We start from the raw sequence: 21,461 nt of genomic DNA on the forward strand, positions 1-21,461 counted from the left end.
AGATGACGGATATGAAGCATCGTTATGAGAGCGGATTTCCAAAGATCGGCATTCGCCCAATCGTGGATCGCCGCAAGCTTGTAAAGGCTGCGCTGGCTGAAAGCACGATGGAACTGGCGCACGAAGCTGCTGCTGCGATTACCTCCGTTCTCCGAAACCCGGACGGCTCACCAGTGCAGGTTGTCATCTTTGATACATGCATCTCCGGAATGAGCGAAGCAGCCCGTTGTGCCGAGCAATTCAGGAAGGAAGGTGTCGGGGTCCTGGTCACGGTAGCAAACGGTTGGTGTTATCCACTTGAAACGATGGAAACGGATCCAACCCTGCCGCACGCCGTCTGGGGATTCAATGGCACCGAACGGCCCGGTGCGGTCTACTTGGCTGCGCTGCATGCGGCGCATAACCAGAAAGGCCTGCCCATTTTCAAAATCTACGGCAGACATATTCAGGATCTGGAGGAACGCAAACTGCCAGAGGATGTCCGGGATCAACTAGTCCGGTTCACCCGTGCGGGTCTTGCTGCTGCACTGCTGCGAGGAAAATCCTATCTGTCGATCGGCTCCGTCTCCATGGGCATCGCAGGTTGTATTGTAGACGAAGATTTCTACCAGCGTTATCTGGGCATGCGCAACGCTTATGTGGACATGACCGAGGTTACGCGCAGGCTGGAGAAGCATATCTATGACGAGCAGGAATTCCACTCAGCTATGGCTTGGGCCGATTTTCATTGCAAAGAAGGGCCTGATCCCAATCCGGAATCGGTTCAAATCGATCCAATGAGCAAAAAGGAGAACTGGAAAACTTCCATTCGCATGACGTTGATTGTGCGTGATCTGATGATTGGCAATCCCAAACTGGCCGAAATGGGATACGAAGAAGAGGCGTATGGTTATAACGCCATTGCTTCCGGGTTCCAGGGACAGCGTGAATGGACCGATCACCTTCCCAGTGCAGATGTGCTTGAAGCAATTCTGTGCAGTTCATTCGACTGGAATGGCATTCGTGAACCCTATATGGTCGCCACCGAGAACGACAATCTGAACGCCATCACCATGTTGTTTAATCACTATTTGTCGCATACTGCCCAGATTTTTGCGGATGTTCGTGCATTCTGGAGTCCGGAAGCCGTGAAACGAGTGACAGACTGGCAACCGGATGGCCTGGCTGCGGCAGGGTTCATACATCTGATCAATTCTGGACCGGCGGCGCTTGATGGAACGGGGGAGCAGCTTCGCGACGGTCAGCCCGCGATGAAACCTCACTGGGAGATTGATGAACAGGAAGTTCATGCCTGCCTCAATGCGGTTAGCTGGCGACCAACCTATATGGACCAATTTGCAGGCGGAGGCTATTCTACCGATTATACAACCCGTGGGGGGATGCCCGTCACCATGGCACGCATTAACCTCATAGCAGGGCTGGGGCCGGTGCTTCAGCTTGCGGAAGGGTATACGTTGGAGTTGCCGGAGGAAGTACATCAACGACTGGATCTGCGAACGACACCAACGTGGCCAACAACATGGTTTGTCCCGAATCGGGTAGCAGGTGATCCGATATTCGATGACGTCTACAGCGTGATGGAAGCTTGGGGTTCGAACCATTGTGCTGTAAGCTATGGCCATATCGGAGGTGACTTAATTACACTTGCGAGCATACTGCGCATTCCGGTTAACATGCACAATGTTGAAGCAAAGCGCATTTTCCGGCCTAGCGCCTGGTCAGCATTTGGCACAAAAGATCATGAGGGTGCAGACTATCGTGCTTGTGCTGCATATGGCCCGTTATATGGCTAATTAGAGAGGATGACAGGATTGAGAATCCTTTGTGACTATGGACAGGTATTCATTCATGACTTGGAGGTTGCAGACATATGACGACTCATTTACAGCCTAAAGGGATTGGCAATATGGAAAAGTTCGACTTGCTTCCTGTATTAAAAGACGGCGTGCAGGTTCACTATGAAGGAAGCATCGACAAGCAAGGGCGAAATGCAGACTGGGACTGGTGGCTTTATAAGGACAGGGAGGAGTGGGTCATTTTTGATTATTGCGGCCCAGGATGCATCTATAATTTTGTCCAACACCGTTATCCCGAAAGTCCGGAACCGACCTTTTCCTTTTATTTTGACGGCGAAGATACACCCCAATATGTGATCAAGGCCTCCGAATTCGGGAGTAAATTTCCTTTCGTAACTCCGCTGGCAGACGCTTATATTGGCCCCGAGGACAATGGGCGCGGACCGATACGCGTTGTACGAAGTTATGTCCCTATGCCCTTTCAGAAATCATGCAGAATTACCTCGGATATTCAACTGAAAGGAGCTGCCAAAGGGGATGGCGGGTGGGGCCATGTCGTTTATCATTCCTATGATGACTCTGATCAAATATCTACGTTCACCGGAAAAGAAAACTATGCCCCGCTGATTGAAATGTGGTCTCGGGTTGGTGAAGATCCCAAAACAGCCGTGAGATGCAAATCTCGATATTACGAAATGCTGGCCGTTAAAGCAGGAGAGAAACGAACCATTCTGGAAGAGGTGGGCCAAGGCAGTATCGCCTCGATAAGCGCTGCGTTCAATCCCCACTCCTTTTCATCCGAAGACCTGCAGCACCTCTGGATCAAAGCAAGCTGGGATAAACATGAACAACCGGATATTTGGTGCCCCATAGGTGTATTCTTCGGCAACGAGCTTGGATTCAATCCTGTCGGTGTACTGTCGCATGGGAGAAGAGGGGACGGATTATTCTATAACTATTTCTCCATGCCGTACTGGGAGCATGCGGTGATTGAACTGGTGAACAAAGGGAACCGTGACGTCTTGTTATCCGAGTTACACATTGAATTTACAGCAGAGCGAAACGCAGTTTATGAGAAGGGTCGAACCGGTTATTTTCGCACATCGAAATATTATGAACGCCAGGCAACAGAAGGGTCGGACAGCATCATCGGTCAACTCAAGGGAAGAGGACACATGGTGGCTGGACACGTAACAGGTTTTACCCGTAAACCGGGCACAATCAGCTGTGAAGGCGATGTCCGTATCCACATTGACGGCAATGCGACACCACAGGTTGAAAGCGACGGTTCCGAGAGCTGGGTATGTTATGGTTGGGGATTTCCCACGCCGCCTGAATGTAATCCATCCAGCGCCTATGACGGAATCCCTGACAACCCATGGTCCATGGTCAGAATGTGCAGCGGTGACTGGTATCCGTTTCAGACGGAGCTCGTATTTGGTATCGAAGCTGGTGAACATAACAACCAGTATCTCGAACATTCAGGCATTTTGTTCTACTATGGTGTGGACGATCCGGGAATGGTTCTGACGGACGAGATGGATATTGGCGATCCCTTATCGGAGAGGAACCATGATTACAAAACAGAAGGCAGCCGCGGTTACTATACTCTGGATTCAGCTTATGAAGGCGATCAAGACGATATCATAATTCGTGATAGAGGTCATGAGACAGATGGTTATAGTGAATTCACAATCCGCATCAGGGAGGACAACAGAGGTGTAAGACTGCGGCGGCGATGTGATCAGATCACAGGCAGACAACGGGCCTTCGTTCATGTAGATGGGGTGAAAGTAACAGAAAGAACGTGGTACACGGCGGACCGAAATCCCTATAAACGATGGCTGGATGACGAGTTTGTAATCCCTGAATCCTATACCAAAGGAAAGAAGGAGCTTCGTATTCGAATCGAATTTATTCAGGACGGCGAGGCCAGAGCATGGAACGAATTTCGTTATTGGGTTTATACAATGATCTAGAAGAACGGAAAGATGTGCTGGGCGTTCGACTCTTTGAATCAATTGGGCAAGCAATCCATTGATCCTATCGGCTCCCACTTGTGTTACACCAGTTTGGTTCGCAACATCCAGGAGTTCGCCTGATCTTTCACTCAGTTCCTAATCAAGAACTCAAGCAGACATTAATTTGAGAGAACCACGGATATCCTTTTATATGCTTGACGAACCTATTCGCTCACCTGTAGATGCTTCCAAAAGACTCGGTATACGGAACTTGTGGAGGTACAAGAACATATTCCCATTACAGTCGCTAATTTAGCGACTTTTTTTATTTTATCGGTGCAAGTACTTATCCCGAGCCAGGGACAAGAACATAGCCCGATTACTGATTGGCTGAGAAGAGTTTCACCCCACGGATCAAAGGATGTATTATTAAATATTGGAAGGTTAGATGTTGAATTTAGTCTTACAGCATTTGGATTTTGATTGGTATGGAATATGTTTGAACAACAATCTAGAGACTTTTCTGAAAAATGTCCCTTTAGAACTACCTCGTTTGTTATACATATATAAACTTCATCGCGAATACTTGGGAGGTGCCTTAAAGAAACATGGATGAGGAAACTGAATACAGAATTAAAAGAGTACAAGCGGGCGAAATTCAGGATTACGTTTATATCGTTCAAAAATACCAAAAACAGATATTTATGTATTGCTGGAGACTTATATCAAACAAACAGGAAGCCGAGGATGCTGTTCAGGACGTTCTGGTTAAGGCCTATGAGAAAATAAATCTCTATAAGCCTGAGGTGAATTTCTCCGCCTGGCTCTACAAAATGGCTTATCATCACTGCATAAACATTATCCGTCGAAAAAAAATGCAACAGAAATGGAAATTCAGACTATTAGCTCAAGATCAGTCTGCCATTAGTCCTGCAGAAATGCTGGATAGCCAACTCTTTAACGAACCACTAAGCCGCGCGCTTGCGAAACTAAATGTAGCTGAACGGAACCTACTGATTCTACGCGTTTTTGAAGAGAAATCGTTTGCAGAAATAGCTGAGATTCTAAACAAAAGTCCCGATGCCGTCAAGAAAAAGTTTGGCAGAACCAAAATTAAACTCAAAAAATGGATGAGCCCAAAGGAGGAAGAACTATGCCAAAATTACAACGTACTTCTCAAAACGAAAATTTGAAAGAAATGGATCTTTTGATCAAAGAGGAGTTGCAGAATTTTGATGTCACTGACAAAGTCATGACTCGCGTCCATAAGCTGGCAGTTCACAAGCGAGGCCTGGATGCCAGAGCACGCGTTCGTCAAAGAGTTTTGGTTCCCGGGCTAACCGCAATGTTCGTGCTTGGAGTATCAGTGACAGGGTACGCGGCCTCACAATATATTGAATTTCTTAACCATAAAGGCGAGGTGGTATTGAATACTGCCGCCGCCAAAGAGCCAACTGATTTTATTACAAATTACACGAACCGACTGGAATTTTACACAAATCAGATTAAAGATCAGTTGCAACCTGGAGATTATGTTGCCTATTATGTTAAAGATGAGTTAATTAATAACGCGGATAAAACAAATCCCGTAAAATTTGAATATAAATGGATCGAATATTCTAATTTTAGCAGTTTACAAGCTGAAATTAAGCGGACGCAGGCTCCCGTTTTAAATTCAATAACGCATCTTCCTCAAGGTTACCAGTTTGATTACGGATACGTTTATCCTGCCGATCTGTATACAAATCATCTCGCAGATCCTGCTTACCTGAAGTTAACAGACGACCTGAAAAAACAAGCTGAATCTTCTTCGGATGGGCAAAGGGTGTATATTCAAAAACTGAACTGGAACAAGGCCGACTTCTCTTTAGCACGCTATGTTAATGGGAAGAACATTGTAACTGTAACGGCAACAAAAATATTCCCTGACTCCAAAGTGACCATATTCCAGAACGATCAAGCTAAATCCGAGAAGCTGAACATTCAAGGTAAAGAGGTATATTATATTCAATCCGATACCAGAGATAGAGAAACTAATTCCGGTACTTTCCATCGAATTGGATGGAGGGACGATCACAATCATTTGTTATATGAAATATCCAATAATGCAGACAGCAATCTAAGTAAGGAAGATCTGTTCAAAATAGCTGAAGAGATGATTACATCTCGCTAGTGTTATAAAGGGAGGCACTTTAGATATTTGTTCTGCTGCACTGAACTGAAGGACACAAGATATGCGGCAGCACTGATATGTGAAACTAAACTCCAGGGACAAGAACATTGTTCCATTCTAAGTCGCTATGAAGCGGCTTTTTTCGCATACTTTCAGCTTGGTAGGAAACTTGATAAACTTAATTCATTAAAGCGACTCACATTAATACGTAGGAAAAGAGGGATACATATGACTACGCTAGGATTGATACGACACGGAATCACAGATTGGAACGATGAATATCGAACACAAGGCCATTCCGATATTCCGCTCAATGAGAGAGGTCGAGAACAAGCTGAACTATTGTCCATAAGAATTGGCATGGAACATTGGGATTATATTTATTCCAGTGATTTGTCCAGAGCACTCGAAACAGCAGAAATCATCGGTAAGATCAAGAATATCGAAGTGAGAACGGACCCGCGCTTAAGAGAAATGAACTGTGGACTTATAGAAGGAACGACAGAACAGGAGCGCGTCAAACGGTGGGGATATGGATGGTTCAGACTGGATCTCGGTATCGAATCAAACGATCAGATTGTAAAAAGAGGAAAACAGTGCCTTACCGACATATCACTCAGACACCCAGACCAGAATATATTAATTGTGAGTCACGGTGCATTCCTTGGAATGACTCTGAAGAGACTTATACCCCATATCGATATGACAGAAAGTTTATTCAATACATCGGTTACCCTGCTGAATACGGGGCAATCGCGATGGAACTGTTCGCTGTATAATTGCACTAAACATTTATTGAATCTTTAGCTGTTATCGAAAACATCATAGGCCATAGCGTGCAAAGCATCGTTAAAGATGAGCTCCTTTAGATTTCTTCAAGAAACAAGAATATGTTCCCATTGCCGATTAGTTGATTAACTAAGTAAGGGCGATGGGTCTTTTTTTTGAATAACTGAACCGCTAAAGGTTTCTTTTCGCCAAGAGAACACTCGAAAGTATTTATTGGCCATCCGGGCGAGAGAGCCCAAATTCGTTGGTTTATTTTGCATCCAGACTATAGGGGGATGGGGATCGGGAACAAGCTCATTCAAGATGCTATCGCATACTGCCGAGAAAAAGGATTCCGAAACGTCTTTCTCGAAACGACGGAGAATCAGAAGACAGCCATCGCTATGTATACGAAAGCAGGGTTTGTCAAAACCATAGAACAAGAAAACAATAATTGGGGAGTTCGTCATATCGAACAAACCTATGAACTTCATCTTTTTGAAGAATAATTGAGCCAGCTTAAATATTTAAAGCATCTTAATAGAGCAACGGTTCATATAAAGAGATTGATATGGAGTTAAACTCTTGTCGAGGGACAAGAACGTTTTTCCATTCAAGATCGTTTCCAAAGCGGATTTTTTGTTTAAAGGAGCCAAGTACTTATCCCAACTGAGGATAAGTACTTGGCTCCTTTGCTGAACTAGTACATGAACATTTGTTGTTTAAAAGTTTTATCTGTTTAAGTCCGCATTTATTAACATAGAAGTGGATATCTCACTTTTATTACGCATCACGGCTATCCATTAATCAGCGACTTAAGAATTCTTAAGAATTATGAAGCCCGTATCTTAAGAAAATTCACATAAGCTTATTAAGCATAAGCAATAGAGAGAGGGAAGGACGTAGGGTGTATCCAAAAAAAGATTCGACAAGATTATCAAATTTTAACAAAAGTAATAGGAGTCGTAATAATTTCATCATTAGTGAGGAGAATCTATGTTTATAAAGAATATTCCCAATCTGCTTACCTTTATAAATTTGTCATTTGGGGTACTTTCAATTGTCGAGGTAATTAATCAAAATTACTTCGCAAGTGCAATGTATATCATTATTTCAGCGTTTATAGATCGATACGATGGGATAATCGCTAGACGATTAGATGTTTGCAGTGAATTCGGTAAAGAATTGGATTCCTTGGCCGATTTGGTTTCCTTTGGTATTGCTCCTGCTTTACTTATTTATTTTAAATTCAATTTTGATGATCTTGGCATGATGAGGATGCTTGGTATCGTTGCTCTATTGTTATATATCGTCAGCAGCTCCTACAGACTGGCGCTATTTAACATAAGAGAATTTGAGGGTACCTTTCGCGGAATTCCAATAACCGTGGCAGGTTTTGTTCTCTCCACATACTCGGTGATTGCACCAAGTACAGATAGTTTAAAACTTATATCCGTAATTACATTGCTTGCCTTTTCCTATTTAATGGTATCAAGTATAAAATTCAAGAAAATATAATAAGGAGTAATCATGAATATTCAAGATGGATATATAAATAATCGAGAGTGTGACAAACCTTTAAATAAAACCGGCCTACGCTATTTAACGAAGCTTTTATTCTCTACAGGAGTTCCCAAGGTGGTCCTATGCATTGCCCTTATTCTAAGTATTGTCAGTTCTTTAGCAGGGTTAATTGTTCCAATTGTTACCGGAAACATGATTGATCAATTTCGTTTGGAATTAATAAACGCCACGATGATTATACAGCTTGTGCTTATTTTTATCTTGCAAGCCGTATCAAGCGGGTTCTCATATTATCTGTTAGCTTATGTCGGCAATAGAATGGTCAATCAAGTGCGTAAACAGCTTTGGGAAAAGATGCTTTATCTACCGATGCGTTTTTTTGATCGCTACCGCTCTGCGGATCTCATGAGTCGCGTTTCAAACGATACAAATGAGATTAAATCACTCATTACCGATCACTTAATCAATTTTATTTCCAATTTAATTACAGTTATTGGTGCATTGGCCATGCTGTTTTATTTGGATTGGCAAATGACGTTAATCATTATGTTGGTATTACCGATTAGTTTAGCTGTAATGATGCCAATGGGGGATAAGATGTATGCAATATCCGTACGTCTACAAGAACATTTGGCGGCTCTATCCTCGACGCTTTCGCAAATAATTGGGGAAATGAGACTGGTTAAGGCCTCTAACTCGGAACGAAAAGAATTGAGAAACGGCGAAGTTAACATGGATGATTTATATCAAGCAGAAATGAAAGAAGCTCGAATTAATGCAGTACTGATGCCTTTGATGACTTTGATTATGATTGTCCTTCTGGTTGTAATCATTGGTTATGGTGGGGTACGAGTTTCCTCTGGTGCTCTTACTGCAGGAAAACTTGTGGCGTATATTTTACTGTTGTTTCAAATTATGATTCCTTTTGAACAGTTTGGATCTTTTTTTTCGAATTTAAAAAAAGTAATGGGGTCAACAGAGAGGTTGAGGCTTATCTTGGAACAGCCCCTCGAAGATGATCACACAAACTTTGTCATGCCGGACAAGAATAACATCTTAGAGTTTGGCGAGGTTTGTTTTGGTTATGAAAGTGATAAACAAGTTCTGTTAAATGCTACATTTACTATACCAGATCGTAAAGTAACTGCTATTGTGGGTCCTAGCGGAAGTGGAAAAACAACCATTTTTTCGCTTATTGAGAGATTTTATGAGCCGGAAAATGGAAACATATATTGGGGGGGTAAACCAATTAAATCATTTTCTCTTCATGTTTGGCGCAGAAAAATCGGTTATGTGTCTCAAGAAAGCTCTCTTATTTCAGGTACAATTCGAGAAAATATAATCTATGGAAGGGAAGACGAAGTGAGTGAACTGGAGATGATTAACGTAGCACGACTTGCATATGCCCATGATTTTATTGATGCCTTACCAAAAAAATATGAAACAGAGGTAGGAGAGAGAGGGATTCAGCTATCGGGCGGACAACGCCAGCGTATAGCTATTGCTCGTGCTTTGTTGCGAAATCCGGATATTTTGCTGTTAGATGAAGCAACCGCTAGCTTGGACAGTAACTCAGAACATGAGGTTCAAAAGGCCTTGCATCATTTGATGCAAGATCGTACAACCATTGTAATCGCACATAGATTATCGACAGTTGTTCATGCAGATCAAATTATTGTATTTGATTACGGACAAGTTACAGGCGTTGGAAAACATGAAGAATTACTCCAAACACATCCTTCCTATGCAGCTTGGGCATACAAGCAGTTTCAAGGTATAAAGACTATTAATTAAATTGTAACTTAAATCTAATTTTATTTCAGATCGACCGCAACTTCGTTGCCTCTGCCCGGGACTGTGTGCTTAGAGTTGAAGATCAATTGTGATAACGCTTGAGTTGAGTTAAATCGCGTCATGTATCGGAAGATTGTTGCATGGAAACTGCTCTATTCGGTCTTTATAATGAGGGCAGACTAGGGCAGGAGCGATATCACCAGCTCCACTCAGGGAACAGCATGCAACAATAAGGAGGCACATAATGCTAACTAGCGATACAGCCATACAAGTGCAGCAACAGGATGATAAACTTGTAAACGTTACAAATGGGTACGTAAGCCTGGAGATCAATCTTGAAAATGGTGAAGTGTCCTTCATCGGCAAGCATTCTTCCCATGTGAAGGGCATTCGTAGTGCTTTTCGCTGGCAGGGCCGGGAATACGGCACGCATCATTATCAGAACCATGAGCTAACGACACAGGGAGATATTGTTCAAGAAGGTTTTGGAAAAGGCATCCGTTTGGTTGTTCTGCATACAGCCTCGTTGCTCCCGCAACTGGAGCAGCATTTCTATATGTATGAATCCTCACCGTATGTACTGGTGCAGACCGCTATAGCAGGTGATGAAGAGCTTAAGGCGAATCGCATGGCTGTCATCCAATCAAAAACCATATCCCTTGGCGGAGAATCCGGTCAAGATGAACCAAGCATTCTACGCGTTCCGTTTGATAACGATAAATGGGTCAGATATACGGTGGTCAAGCCGCCGCTTGACGTGGAAAGCTACGAAGCGACAGCCTTGTTCGCGTCCCAGAGCCGCCGGGGAATTGTAATGGGTTCACTAACGCATAACGTATGGAAAACAGGGATTCGTATGCAAAGCGAAAAAAGCGGACAGCTTGAGGAACTTGATCTGTACGGTGGTGCCGTGAGTGAACTGACTCGCGATTCCCAGCCTCATGGCTATGTGAAGGGAAAAAGAGTGGAATCTCCCCTAGTATTCATCGGGTTCTATGAAGACTACCGTGAAGGTCTTGAAGCCTACGGTCAGGCGAATACCTGGATTGAGGCTCAATTGGCTTGGGAGGGCGGCGTTCCGATCGGTTGGAACAGTTGGTCTGCGGCCATGAGTGATCTGGACTATGATCTGTATACAGCAACCAGCGATTTTCTGAAAAATGAAGTCCAGCCGCTTGGATTCGAGAATGAGAATACGTTATATATCAACTTTGATGCTTTCTGGGACAATTTCACACCGGAAGAGATGAATAGTGCGCTGGAACGAGTGCGACAAAATGGACATAGAGCTGGAACATACTGGACCCCATTTGCCTTCTGGGGAGGGCCTGATCAGTTCGGTCAGGAGGTTGAAGGAACAAACGGCAAATACAGCTATGCTGATATCCTGCTGCGAGACAGTGAAGGCGAAATTCTGCCAGATGTAGACGGTGGTCTGGCGATAGACCCGACACATCCTGGCAACCTGCAAAGAATCGACTGGTTCACGGACAAATTCATCTCGGAAGGTTTCGAATATATCAAATTGGATTTCTTGGCGCATGGCGCACTGGAAGGGCAGCACCACAACCCGGATATTACAACAGGAATCGCGGCTTATCATTATGGCATGTCTTATTTGCAGCATAAGCTCTCGCCAGACGTAATCGGACGACCGTTTTTCATTAACTTGTCCATCGCTCCATTATTTCCTTATGCTTTTGCCCACAGCCGCCGTATCTCCTGTGATGTCTTCGGTACACTTGCGGATACGGAATACCTGCTGAACTCATTGACACACGGCTGGTGGATGAGCAATACGCTCTATCGTTACAATGATCCTGATCATTCGGTGTTGTACAAGAGCTTTAAGCAGGAAGCTACCGGCTGGCATGAAGGACGTAGCCGTCTGACCGCTTCAGTTATTGCCGGTACGGTGCTCCTGCTCGGGGATGACTTCCGCAAAGAGGAAGCTGCCGAACGAGCAAAAGAATGGCTTGGCAACAAGGATATCTTGAGCGTTGTTCGTATGGGCAAAACCTTCCGTCCAGTTGAAGGTGATTATGGGAAGCTGTCTTCTGACGTGTTTGTCCTGGAATCGCCCGAAGAGAAGGTTTTCTATCTTGCCGTCTTCAATTTTGATGCTGAACAAGCTGTGGTTAAATCCATTTTACTTGAGCGGGCCGGACTAAACGCCAATGCTGTATACAGCTTGCAGGATCTGTGGGAAGGCTTGCAAGGGGAAACGTCTGGAGAGCTTAAGACCTCACTGGAACCTGCGGAATCCAAAATCTTCAGATTGACCGCTAAAGAGAACTCAGCTATGAGGCAAATTGATAAACCTGAGACGTGAACGGCTTCAGGATAAATTCTAAGACAAACGCGCGCTTATGTATCTCACAGATCGCGCGTTTGTCTATTTGGGGAATGTGTCTACTTCAAGATAAATATTATGGACTGGAGGACATGATATGAATGATTTTACTATGTGGTATTCAACGCCGGCTGCAAATTGGTCGCAAGGCCTGCCGCTGGGAAATGGAAGAATAGGGGCAGTTGTTATGGCTTCATCGCATCAAGAGGTATGGAGTATGAGCGAGGTTACCTTCTGGTCAGGTCGGATTGAACAAGAACAGCCTTCCGAAGGAGGCAAGGTCGCACTGGAAGAGATGCGCGGCTACTTCTTCGCCGGCAATTATAATGAAGGAGATCGTCTGGCCAAACAGCATCTGCAGCCAAAGAAGGGTAATTTCGGAACTAATCTTGGCTTATGTGAGGTCGTTATTGATTTTGAGCAGAAGAGTTCAGGCTCTGATGAAGGTGGCAGCTTCCAACGTGAGCTGGATCTGACTCATGCGCTGGCGGGGGCTTTCTGGAAAAATGATGACATCATGATCCATCGTGAAGTTTTCGCTTCTCACGCTGATGATATAGTGGCCTCCCGAATTTGGAGCGATGCTCCAGGTGGCGTATCCTTCACACTTGGTTTGCATGCAGGCACGGAATCATTCAAGGTTGTAACCTTAGACGACAACACACTTGAATTCCAAGGGCAGGCTACGGAAAATGTACATAGTGACGGGACTTGCGGTGTATGGGCCAAGGGTTTGGTCAAGTTGGTTATTTCAGGGGGAACCAACGCAAGTAGAGATGGTCGATTGATTGTGACCCAAGCGGATGAGGCATGGATTTATTTTAGTGTAAGTACAGATTATCGTCGTACAGGTTCGGATTGGAAAACAGAGAGCAACTATACGCTGGTGAAAGCTTTAAATAAAGGTTATGCCTCCTTGAGAGCGGATCATATCCGCGATTACAGCCAGCAGTATGACAAAGTAGATCTTCGGCTCGGTATTAAGGAGAAATCCGGCTTGACTACTGATCAGCGCATTCGTTTGTTGGAACGTGGGGGCGGGAACGAAGATCCGCAGCTGTTCGCATTATTTTTTCAATATGGACGGTATCTGACCATTGCAGGTTCTCGCAAGAACTCTCCGCTGCCGCTCCATCTCCAGGGAATCTGGAATGATGGTGAAGCGTGCCGGATGGGCTGGAGCTGTGACTATCACCTGGACGTGAATACCCAGATGAATTATTACCCCACAGAAATTGTGAATCTGGGAGAAAGCCATCTTCCACTGTTACGCTACGTTGAAGATCTGGCACTGGCAGGCAGAGAAACGGCACGTAACGTCTATGAATGCGACGGATGGGTCGCTCATGTGTTCTCCAATGTATGGGGTTTTACCTTACCTGGATGGGAGACTTCTTGGGGATTGAATGTTACAGGCGGATTATGGCTGGCTACACACCTGATTGAACATTATGAGTACAATCAGGATCGTGTTTTCCTTGAAAATGTGGCCTATACCGTACTTAAAGAATCGGCGGCTTTCTATCTGGAATATATGTGTGAGCATCCTCGGAACGGTTGGCTGGTAACGGGTCCTTCGAATTCGCCGGAAAATCATTTCTATCCCGGTAATTCGAAATATGGGGCTCAGCAGCTGTCCATGGGAACGACAATGGACCAGATGCTGGTGCGCAGGCTCTTTGAGTTTTGTCTTCATTCAGTTGAACTTCTGAACAAAGACAGGGAACTTGGGCGTAAACTGGAAGAAGCAATTAGCAAGCTTCCACCTCTACAGATCGGCAAGAAAGGCCAGCTACAGGAGTGGCTGGAGGATTATGAGGAGGTGCAGCCAGAGCATCGACATTTGTCTCATATGTATGCGCTGTATCCGGACAATCAGATTACACCTGACCATACACCAGAACTCAGTGCGGCAGCACGAGTAACGTTGGAGAATCGCATGCTTCATGCAGAGCTGGAGGATGTTGAATTTACAGCTGCTTTGTTTGGACTGGGTTTTGCGAGATTGCACGATGGCGAGACGGCATATAAACACCTCTCACATTTGATTGGCGGACTGTGCTTCGATAATCTGTTCACCTATTCCAAATCCGGAATTGCTGGTGCAGAGAGTAATATATTCGTTATTGATGGAAATTTCGGCGGTACAGCTGTTTTAGCGGAGATGTTGCTGCAAAGTTATGCTGGCAAGATTCTTCTTCTACCAGCGCTGCCACAGGCATGGAGTACAGGCTCGATAAATGGGCTGAGGGCAAAAGGCAATGCCGAGATTGATATCGTCTGGGAGAATGGAAAGCTGACCTCTGCGAACATTCATACTTTCTCGCCGGGAACGTTCAACATCTGTTGGGGCAAACGCGGAACGATTCTTCATGCCAAAGCAGGCGAAAGTTACAATTTCAATAGCAAGCTGGAGTTGGTAAAATAACGATCTATACATGAAAATAACTTTCATTTATATGAACCATGATCCCACGTAAAAGAAAACATATAATAGAGACAGAAGGAGATAAAGGGAGGGGACGTTGATGTATAGTATTTTCTTGGTAGACGATGAAGAACTGGAACTTGAGATGATAAGGGATTATATCCGCTGGGAAGAGATGGGCATCTACATCATGGGAACTGCGAGTAACGGCAGGGAGGCATTGGAGAAGATTGAGGCCACCCAGCCCGATATCGTTCTTACTGATGTTCAGATGCCGATCATGAACGGTATTGACCTGGCTAGAAAAATACATGAGGGCTATGATTCGATCCAGGTGATGTTTCTGACCGGACACGATGAATTTCAATATGTAAAATCGGCTATCAACGTAGGGGCCGTAGGATATATGCTAAAACCACTGGATTTAAACGAAATTGAAAGCGTTATCAGTAAAGTTAAGCAACGTTGTGAAGAAGTTGCAATAAAGAACCGTTCCATGGAGGCGGCCAAAGCCAATATTCTGAAGGAATTATCTTACGAAAAAAATGAGGATCGTGCTCTTAATCTCGCTTGTAGTTACAGCCATCTAACCCGACAACCGGAGACCACCCGATATGTAATGGCCTTGTTCAGTATCGATCCCAAGGAAGCTGAAGGGGAGCAGCAAAGTTTGGAGGAGTGTACAGGTAGGCTGGTTTCTTTTCTCGACCATTTCTTCAAAGCGAAGAACATGAAAGCCATTTTTGTGGATTATAAGGAAGGAGAGACCGGTGTATTCATGGAAGCAGCCCAGCAGCCGGGACACTATGCCTGGGAAGACTTGGCTGAGGCTATTCGTAGTGCCCTGGATTTTACGGTGACGTCAGCTGTAGGCGGACAAGATAAAGAGCTAGCCCATATTCACTGTCTGTACGAACAGATGCGAACCATCTTGAACGAGCGCTTCTATAAAGGTACAGGCACGATCATCCATGCGGAGATGCTTTCGAACCAATTGTATACGGAGCATATGCCCCCTTTTGAACAAAAGGAATGGTTTGAGGCTATTAACCTACTGGATTTTGAATGGGCGGCACAGAATCTGCACGGGTATATTGAGGGATTGGCAACACTGCGAGTCAAGAAGAAAATCATATGCGACTGGTCGATAGATCTCGTGAATGAGCTGCTGGAACAGCTTCACAAACCTATTCCGAAGCGGGCTGAGCTATATCATTCCATCTATAATGCACTGACTCTGCATGAGATCGAAGATCTGATTCTCGGTACTGCGGAAGATGCGGTGAGCATGTTGGGTGAGCGGTTTATGGACAAAAATGCAAAATTGATTCACAAGGTCCGTACCCTCATCGATCAGAATTACAATCAGCCGATTACGATCAACAGCCTGTCTGATCAGGTCTATCTGTCACCGAACTATTTGAGATCCATTTTTAAGGACAAAACAGGGATGACTATTCATGATTACCTGACACGCATCAGACTGGATAAAGCCAGGGAACTGCTTGCAGATGACTCGCTCAAGATTCACGATATCGCGCGGAACGTCGGTTATGAAAGTACGTCCTATTTTATTTCTCTGTTCCTGAAGACACAGGGCGTAACACCCAACGAATACAGAAAAAGCATATGACGATACAGGCTGTCTGGTACACGATAATGATCCTTCTTTTTTCCTTGAATATGATTGGAACAGGTTCCCTCTTGCTAACCCATGATATGGCAAATGAAAGAGGATTTGCTGTATGAATAGTAACATTGTGGTATGGAACATCCCCCTCCTCCTTTTTACAATTAGGCATATAGGAAAGGAAGGAGGAGAGATGGGATTTAACAGCACTTTATGAAAGCGATTACAGATAAGGCTGTGAATCACCGCACGACGGCATATGGAGACCTAACTCAATCAAAAGAAAATGGAGGCATGATATGTTGGGACGAATTATGAAAAAAGGATTTGTGTTCTTTATCATTATTTGTTTGGTCATAGGCGGGGGCCAGTTCGCCCGAACAGCTCACGCCGATGAGATGAATACCTATGAAGCTGAGGCCGAGGGGAATATTTTGCTTGGTAACGCGACAATCTCTGATAGCCCGACGGCTTCAGGCGGCAAAAAAGTCGGAGGCATGTATCAGGGCAGTTCCTTGCAATTTAATAATATTACTGTAACTGAGACAGGAAATTATAAGATTTCCGTTTACTACATTTCAGGTGATTCGCGGCCATTCAATATTAGTGCCAATGGCGGGGAGAAGCAATATGAAGAGCCGTCCAAGACAGTTGACTGGGATACGGTAGGAATGTTTGATGTGACCCTTCCGTTGAACGCGGGTACCAACACCATCCTGATTGATGATAACAACTGGTATTCTCCCGACATCGACAAGATCGTGATCCGAGGTTTGGACAGTGGTCATCCTGGAGAAGGTGGCGGAGACGACTGGAAGAAAAATCTGCATGGTGCAGTCATTGAGGCAGAAGCAGCCGACAGTATTTTGAAAGGCAATGCCAAGGTGGTGGACAGCAGTATCAGTTCAGGCGGCAAAAAAGTAACGGATCTGAACAAAAACAGCTCACTGCAATTTACGAATGTTACTGTACCCGCAGAGGGTACATATTTGATCCGAATATCCTATATCTCCGGTGACCAGCGACCTGTCTATATGCAGGTAAACAATGGCACGGATGAGATGATTGATCTGCCCAAAACGGCAAGCTGGAATACGGTAGGCACGTATGATGCGGAAGCTTCCCTCCATAAGGGAGTTAATACCATTACGTTCTCGGATCATGATTGGTACTCCCCCGATTTTGACCGAATTGAAGTCATCCCGTATACGCTTAGCTATGAAGCCGAAGATTCGGGCAATACGCTGACTGGTGAAGCGCGTGTAACAGAGAGTCCGAATGCTTCCGGCGGCAAAAAGGTCGGCTATCTGAATGGCGGGAGCTCCTTGACGTTCAACAAAATTATAGCCCCCATGACAGGTGATTACCGCGTTAAGGTAGATTATTTTTCCGGTGATCCACGGAGTTTCTATGTCCATGCGAATGGTGGGGAAGAGCAGTTCCATGACCTGCCCAAAACCCCGGATTGGGATACGGTAGGTACGTATGCTCTTACACTCCAATTAAATGAAGGCGAGAATACGATAACTTTTTCAGATAATAATAGCTATTCTCCCGATCTGGACCGGATTATCGTTGAGCCTGCGATAGAGACAGAACCCGAAAGTCCGGGTGAAGGCGATGATGATCTGGGAACACCGGGTGACTCGCAACGATACGGGGATATCACGGTGACTGATTATACCCATGGGCTTCTGGTATCGAACGGAAAATATGAAGTGTCTTATAATACCCAAACCGGATTTGCCGGGTACAGCTGGGCAGAGGGACAGAAGATGCGAGGTATCTTCAGCAGCATTAAACTTGGTGAGGGCCTTGTTGAAACCAAAGGGTATGAGAGTCATGCAAGCGGTGGAAAACCGGTGGAAATTCAGGATGGCTTCGGCAAAGGCGTGGAGCTGACTTTTGTTCATACTTCCACTGGCAAGCCAACTCTGAAGCAAGTCTATCGGTTTTATGAAGATCAATCGTATTTCCTCAACCGTCTGGACGCTATCAGTGATATAGAGATCCAGAGTAATTATATGTCACCCATAACGGTGAAAAATACGGGCGGTGTGGATATCGGCGTCAGCTCAGATAATCGAGTACTGACGGTACCTTTTGACAACGATGCCTGGATTCGTTACAAATCTCAAACGATGAACCGGGCGGATACCAGCTACGAAATGACGACGGTATTTAATAACTCGTCTCGTCATGGTCTGGTGATCGGTTCAGTAACCCATGACACATGGAAGACTGGTATTGATTGGAAAGGTTCTGCTAATCGGTTGAATGAATTTGCTGTGTACGGTGGCGCAGCGAGTGACGTTACTCGTGACACCCAGCCGCATGGCAGCCTGACCGGTACTGAACTATCTTCACCACTGATTATGGTAGGTGGTTTCAGTGATTACCGCACAGGACTTGAAGAATACGGAAAAGCCAATGCGATTATTACACCTCCGCTGGCGTTGAATCCGGATCTACCACAAGGTGTTCCAGTAGGTTGGAATAGCTGGGGAGCTTATGATAGCGGGCTTTCGTATCAGAACGTAGTGGATGTGTCCAATTATTTCAAAAACAATCTTAAGAAGTTCAACAATAACGGCAATGTATTTATTAATATGGATTCCTACTGGGATAATCTAAGTGATGCTGAGCTTGCCCAAGCTGTATCTGTCATTAAGGACAATGGTCAGCATGCAGGCATCTATTGGGGACCATTTGTGTATTGGGGCAACGATATGAGCCAAAAAGTGGATGGTACCAACGGGCAATATACGTATGGTGATATTGTGCTTAAGGATGTTGAGGGGCAACCTTTGCCTACACTGGATGGAGCATATGCACTGGATGTGACTCATCCGGGGAGCAAAATGCGCATGAATTATTTTCTGGATAAGTTTAAGGAGCTTGGCTTCACGTTCATCAAACTGGATTTCCTGACCCATGGCTCACTGGAAGGTCAACACTATGACACTACCGTGACAACAGGAATTAAGGCTTACAATGAAGGGATGCGTTACGTCGAAGAGCGATTGGATGGAAAAATGTTTATTAGTGCGTCCATCGCACCAATCTTTCCGAGCCAATATGCGCACAGCAGACGGATCTCCTGCGACACCTATGGCAAAATCAATGAAACGGAGTATATGCTCAATTCACTGACCTATGGCTTCTGGCAAAATGGAACGATCTATTCCTATACAGACCCTGATCATCTGGCATTAAGCAGGGCATCCAGCCTGGAGGAAGCCCGCAGCCGTGTGAATTCCGGTGTAATTGCCGGCACGGTGATGATGGATTCCGATGATGTGAACGATCCCAAGGCACAGGAATACATGACAGCATTGTACAATAACACGGATGTTCTTCAGATAGCGCTGAAAGGCAAAGTATTCAAACCGCTTGAAGGAAATACAAACGCCAACGCCGCAGATACGTTTGTTCTGAAAGACGGCAATGATTATTACCTTGCCCTATTTAATTACAGCGGCAATAGTTCAGCAAACAAAACGATTCATTTGGGGCGTGCCGGATTGAATGAATCCAAATCCTATACGTTACAAGATTTGTGGACAGGTGAGTCTTCCTCAGCCACGGGTTCATGGTCCACCTCGCTAGGTCCAGCTGAATCGAAGTTGGTTAAATTGACCGAAAAAACAATCCATCCTGAAAATCCAGGCAACCCAGGTAATCCAGGTAATTCTGGCAACAATGGCAATACCAATAATACTCCTGGTGGGAACTCCGGCAATAATACGGCTCAGGAGAACGACACATTAAAACTGGTCGTCACAGCCGATATGCTGAAAGTAGACAGTAGGACAGGGAAAGCCGTTGTGGACATCATGGCTGGAACTCAGGAGCTACAATTGTCATCTGCTGTTTTACGCCAGCTCGGTAACCATCCACTGGAAGTGAAAACAGGCCAGCTAACCCTGCAAATCCCTGCAAGTTTGTTCCAGCAGCTATTGAGCAAGCTACCGGCAGGGCAACAGGAAGAAAGTACAATATCCCTGAAAATGGTTTCGCTTGGCAGCAAGGCCAGGGAGGTCGTTGCTGCAGTGGAATCATCTTCCCGGGCAACGGTTACCCTTAAGGGAGAAATCTATGAATTTAGTCTTTCAGCAACAACTAAATCAGGTACAACCGAAACACTCGCTGCGTTTGATCACCCGGTTACACTGAGTCTGGCAGTGGAAGAAGGTTTCGAATCTTCACAGGGAGGAATATATTATATTAACAAAAATGAGACTTTGGAATTTCTGAAATCAGATTACGTGAATAGTGTATTAACGACTAAAGTGAGCCACTTTAGCAAGTATGCCGTGCTGGAACTGGATCGGACTTTTACCGACGTTCCGGCCAATCATTGGGCTAGCTCTGTCATAAAGGAGTTAGCGGCTAAGCTGTTTGTAGATGGCACAAACGAGGAACAATTTGAGCCAGGACGTGCAATCACCCGCGCTGAATTCACCACCATGCTCGTTCATTCTCTGGGGCTGACCGTAACAGGAGAAATACAATTTTCAGATGTTGCGACAGATGCCTGGTACGCGGATCCTATCTCGATTGCGACACAAGCCGGTATTGTGAAGGGCCGAAGCGCAGTCAGTTTTCAGCCGAATTCACAGATTACCCGGGAGGAAATTACGGTGATGCTGATGAAGGCATATGAACTGAATGTTGGGAACGTGCCTGTTGGTTCTACGGATATCTTGTTTACCGATATGGGTCAGGTTTCTACATGGGCAGCTGATTCGGTAAAGGATGCAGCCCGATTGGGACTGGTTCAAGGCCAAAGACAGGGACAGTTTGTGCCTAAAGGGATCGCTTCCCGGGCAGAAGCGGCTCAGGTCATTTATAACCTGATTTTGAAGTGAGGCTTAAGGCTGCGAATTGAATCGCAGCCTTATTTTCATACCTTTGAAATGACAGACGATATCCCCTATGGATTGTAAGAATGCGATATAGCTAATGTAACTCCTGCTTCCTACAATAATAAGTATGTTCACAACCCACAGCACGAGGTTAACAGGAACTCGA

Annotated in this window: 12 protein-coding genes and 1 pseudogene; all 13 read left to right on the plus strand. The window is 45.0% G+C overall.

Annotated features, from left to right (window positions below):
• The first annotated feature begins 2 nt into the window (after positions 1–2).
• Positions 3–1,793: an L-fucose isomerase gene (locus tag ACTHPG_RS10850; RefSeq protein ID WP_440389267.1), complete on the plus strand. Its 1,791-nt coding sequence runs from the start codon at positions 3–5 to the stop codon at positions 1,791–1,793.
• A 77-nt stretch (positions 1,794–1,870) separates the two neighbouring features.
• Positions 1,871–3,775, plus strand: coding sequence for a DUF2961 domain-containing protein (locus ACTHPG_RS10855; RefSeq protein WP_440389269.1), 1,905 nt, complete (start codon positions 1,871–1,873; stop codon positions 3,773–3,775).
• A 62-nt stretch (positions 3,776–3,837) separates the two neighbouring features.
• Positions 3,838–3,992, plus strand: a pseudogene (locus ACTHPG_RS10860) (LysR family transcriptional regulator); the annotation flags it as partial.
• A 373-nt stretch (positions 3,993–4,365) separates the two neighbouring features.
• Positions 4,366–4,950 (plus strand): RNA polymerase sigma factor, encoded by a 585-nt coding sequence (locus ACTHPG_RS10865; protein ID WP_440389271.1) that lies wholly within the window; start codon positions 4,366–4,368, stop codon positions 4,948–4,950.
• The gene (locus tag ACTHPG_RS10870; protein WP_440389273.1) at positions 4,911–5,930 is read left to right on the plus strand and encodes a DUF4367 domain-containing protein; all 1,020 of its coding nucleotides are present in this window, start codon (positions 4,911–4,913) and stop codon (positions 5,928–5,930) included. Before ACTHPG_RS10865 ends, ACTHPG_RS10870 begins: the two co-directional genes overlap by 40 nt.
• A gap of 228 nt (positions 5,931–6,158) precedes the next feature.
• Complete coding sequence (locus tag ACTHPG_RS10875) at positions 6,159–6,737, plus strand: histidine phosphatase family protein (RefSeq protein WP_440389275.1); 579 nt, start codon at positions 6,159–6,161, stop codon at positions 6,735–6,737.
• A 194-nt stretch (positions 6,738–6,931) separates the two neighbouring features.
• Positions 6,932–7,207, plus strand: a complete 276-nt coding sequence (locus ACTHPG_RS10880; protein WP_440390222.1) for a GNAT family N-acetyltransferase — start codon at positions 6,932–6,934, stop codon at positions 7,205–7,207.
• Positions 7,208–7,694: 487 nt separating this feature from the next.
• A complete protein-coding gene (gene pssA / locus ACTHPG_RS10885; protein ID WP_440389277.1) occupies positions 7,695–8,216 on the plus strand; it encodes a CDP-diacylglycerol--serine O-phosphatidyltransferase in 522 nt (173 codons plus the stop codon).
• 12 nt (positions 8,217–8,228) lie between these two features.
• A complete protein-coding gene (locus tag ACTHPG_RS10890; protein ID WP_440389279.1) occupies positions 8,229–10,016 on the plus strand; it encodes an ABC transporter ATP-binding protein in 1,788 nt (595 codons plus the stop codon).
• A 244-nt stretch (positions 10,017–10,260) separates the two neighbouring features.
• Complete coding sequence (locus ACTHPG_RS10895; RefSeq protein WP_440389281.1) at positions 10,261–12,348, plus strand: alpha-galactosidase; 2,088 nt, start codon at positions 10,261–10,263, stop codon at positions 12,346–12,348.
• 118 nt (positions 12,349–12,466) lie between these two features.
• Positions 12,467–14,797: a glycoside hydrolase family 95 protein gene (locus ACTHPG_RS10900; RefSeq protein WP_440389283.1), complete on the plus strand. Its 2,331-nt coding sequence runs from the start codon at positions 12,467–12,469 to the stop codon at positions 14,795–14,797.
• Positions 14,798–14,897: 100 nt separating this feature from the next.
• Positions 14,898–16,430 carry a response regulator transcription factor gene (locus tag ACTHPG_RS10905; RefSeq protein ID WP_440389285.1) on the plus strand — a complete coding sequence of 511 codons (1,533 nt, stop codon included), beginning with the start codon at positions 14,898–14,900 and terminating at the stop codon, positions 16,428–16,430.
• Positions 16,431–16,726: 296 nt separating this feature from the next.
• Positions 16,727–21,298, plus strand: coding sequence for an S-layer homology domain-containing protein (locus tag ACTHPG_RS10910; protein WP_440389287.1), 4,572 nt, complete (start codon positions 16,727–16,729; stop codon positions 21,296–21,298).
• Positions 21,299–21,461 lie beyond the last annotated feature (163 nt).

Source organism: Paenibacillus sp. SAF-068 (genome assembly GCF_051967555.1).
Lineage (GTDB): Bacteria > Bacillota > Bacilli > Paenibacillales > Paenibacillaceae > Paenibacillus.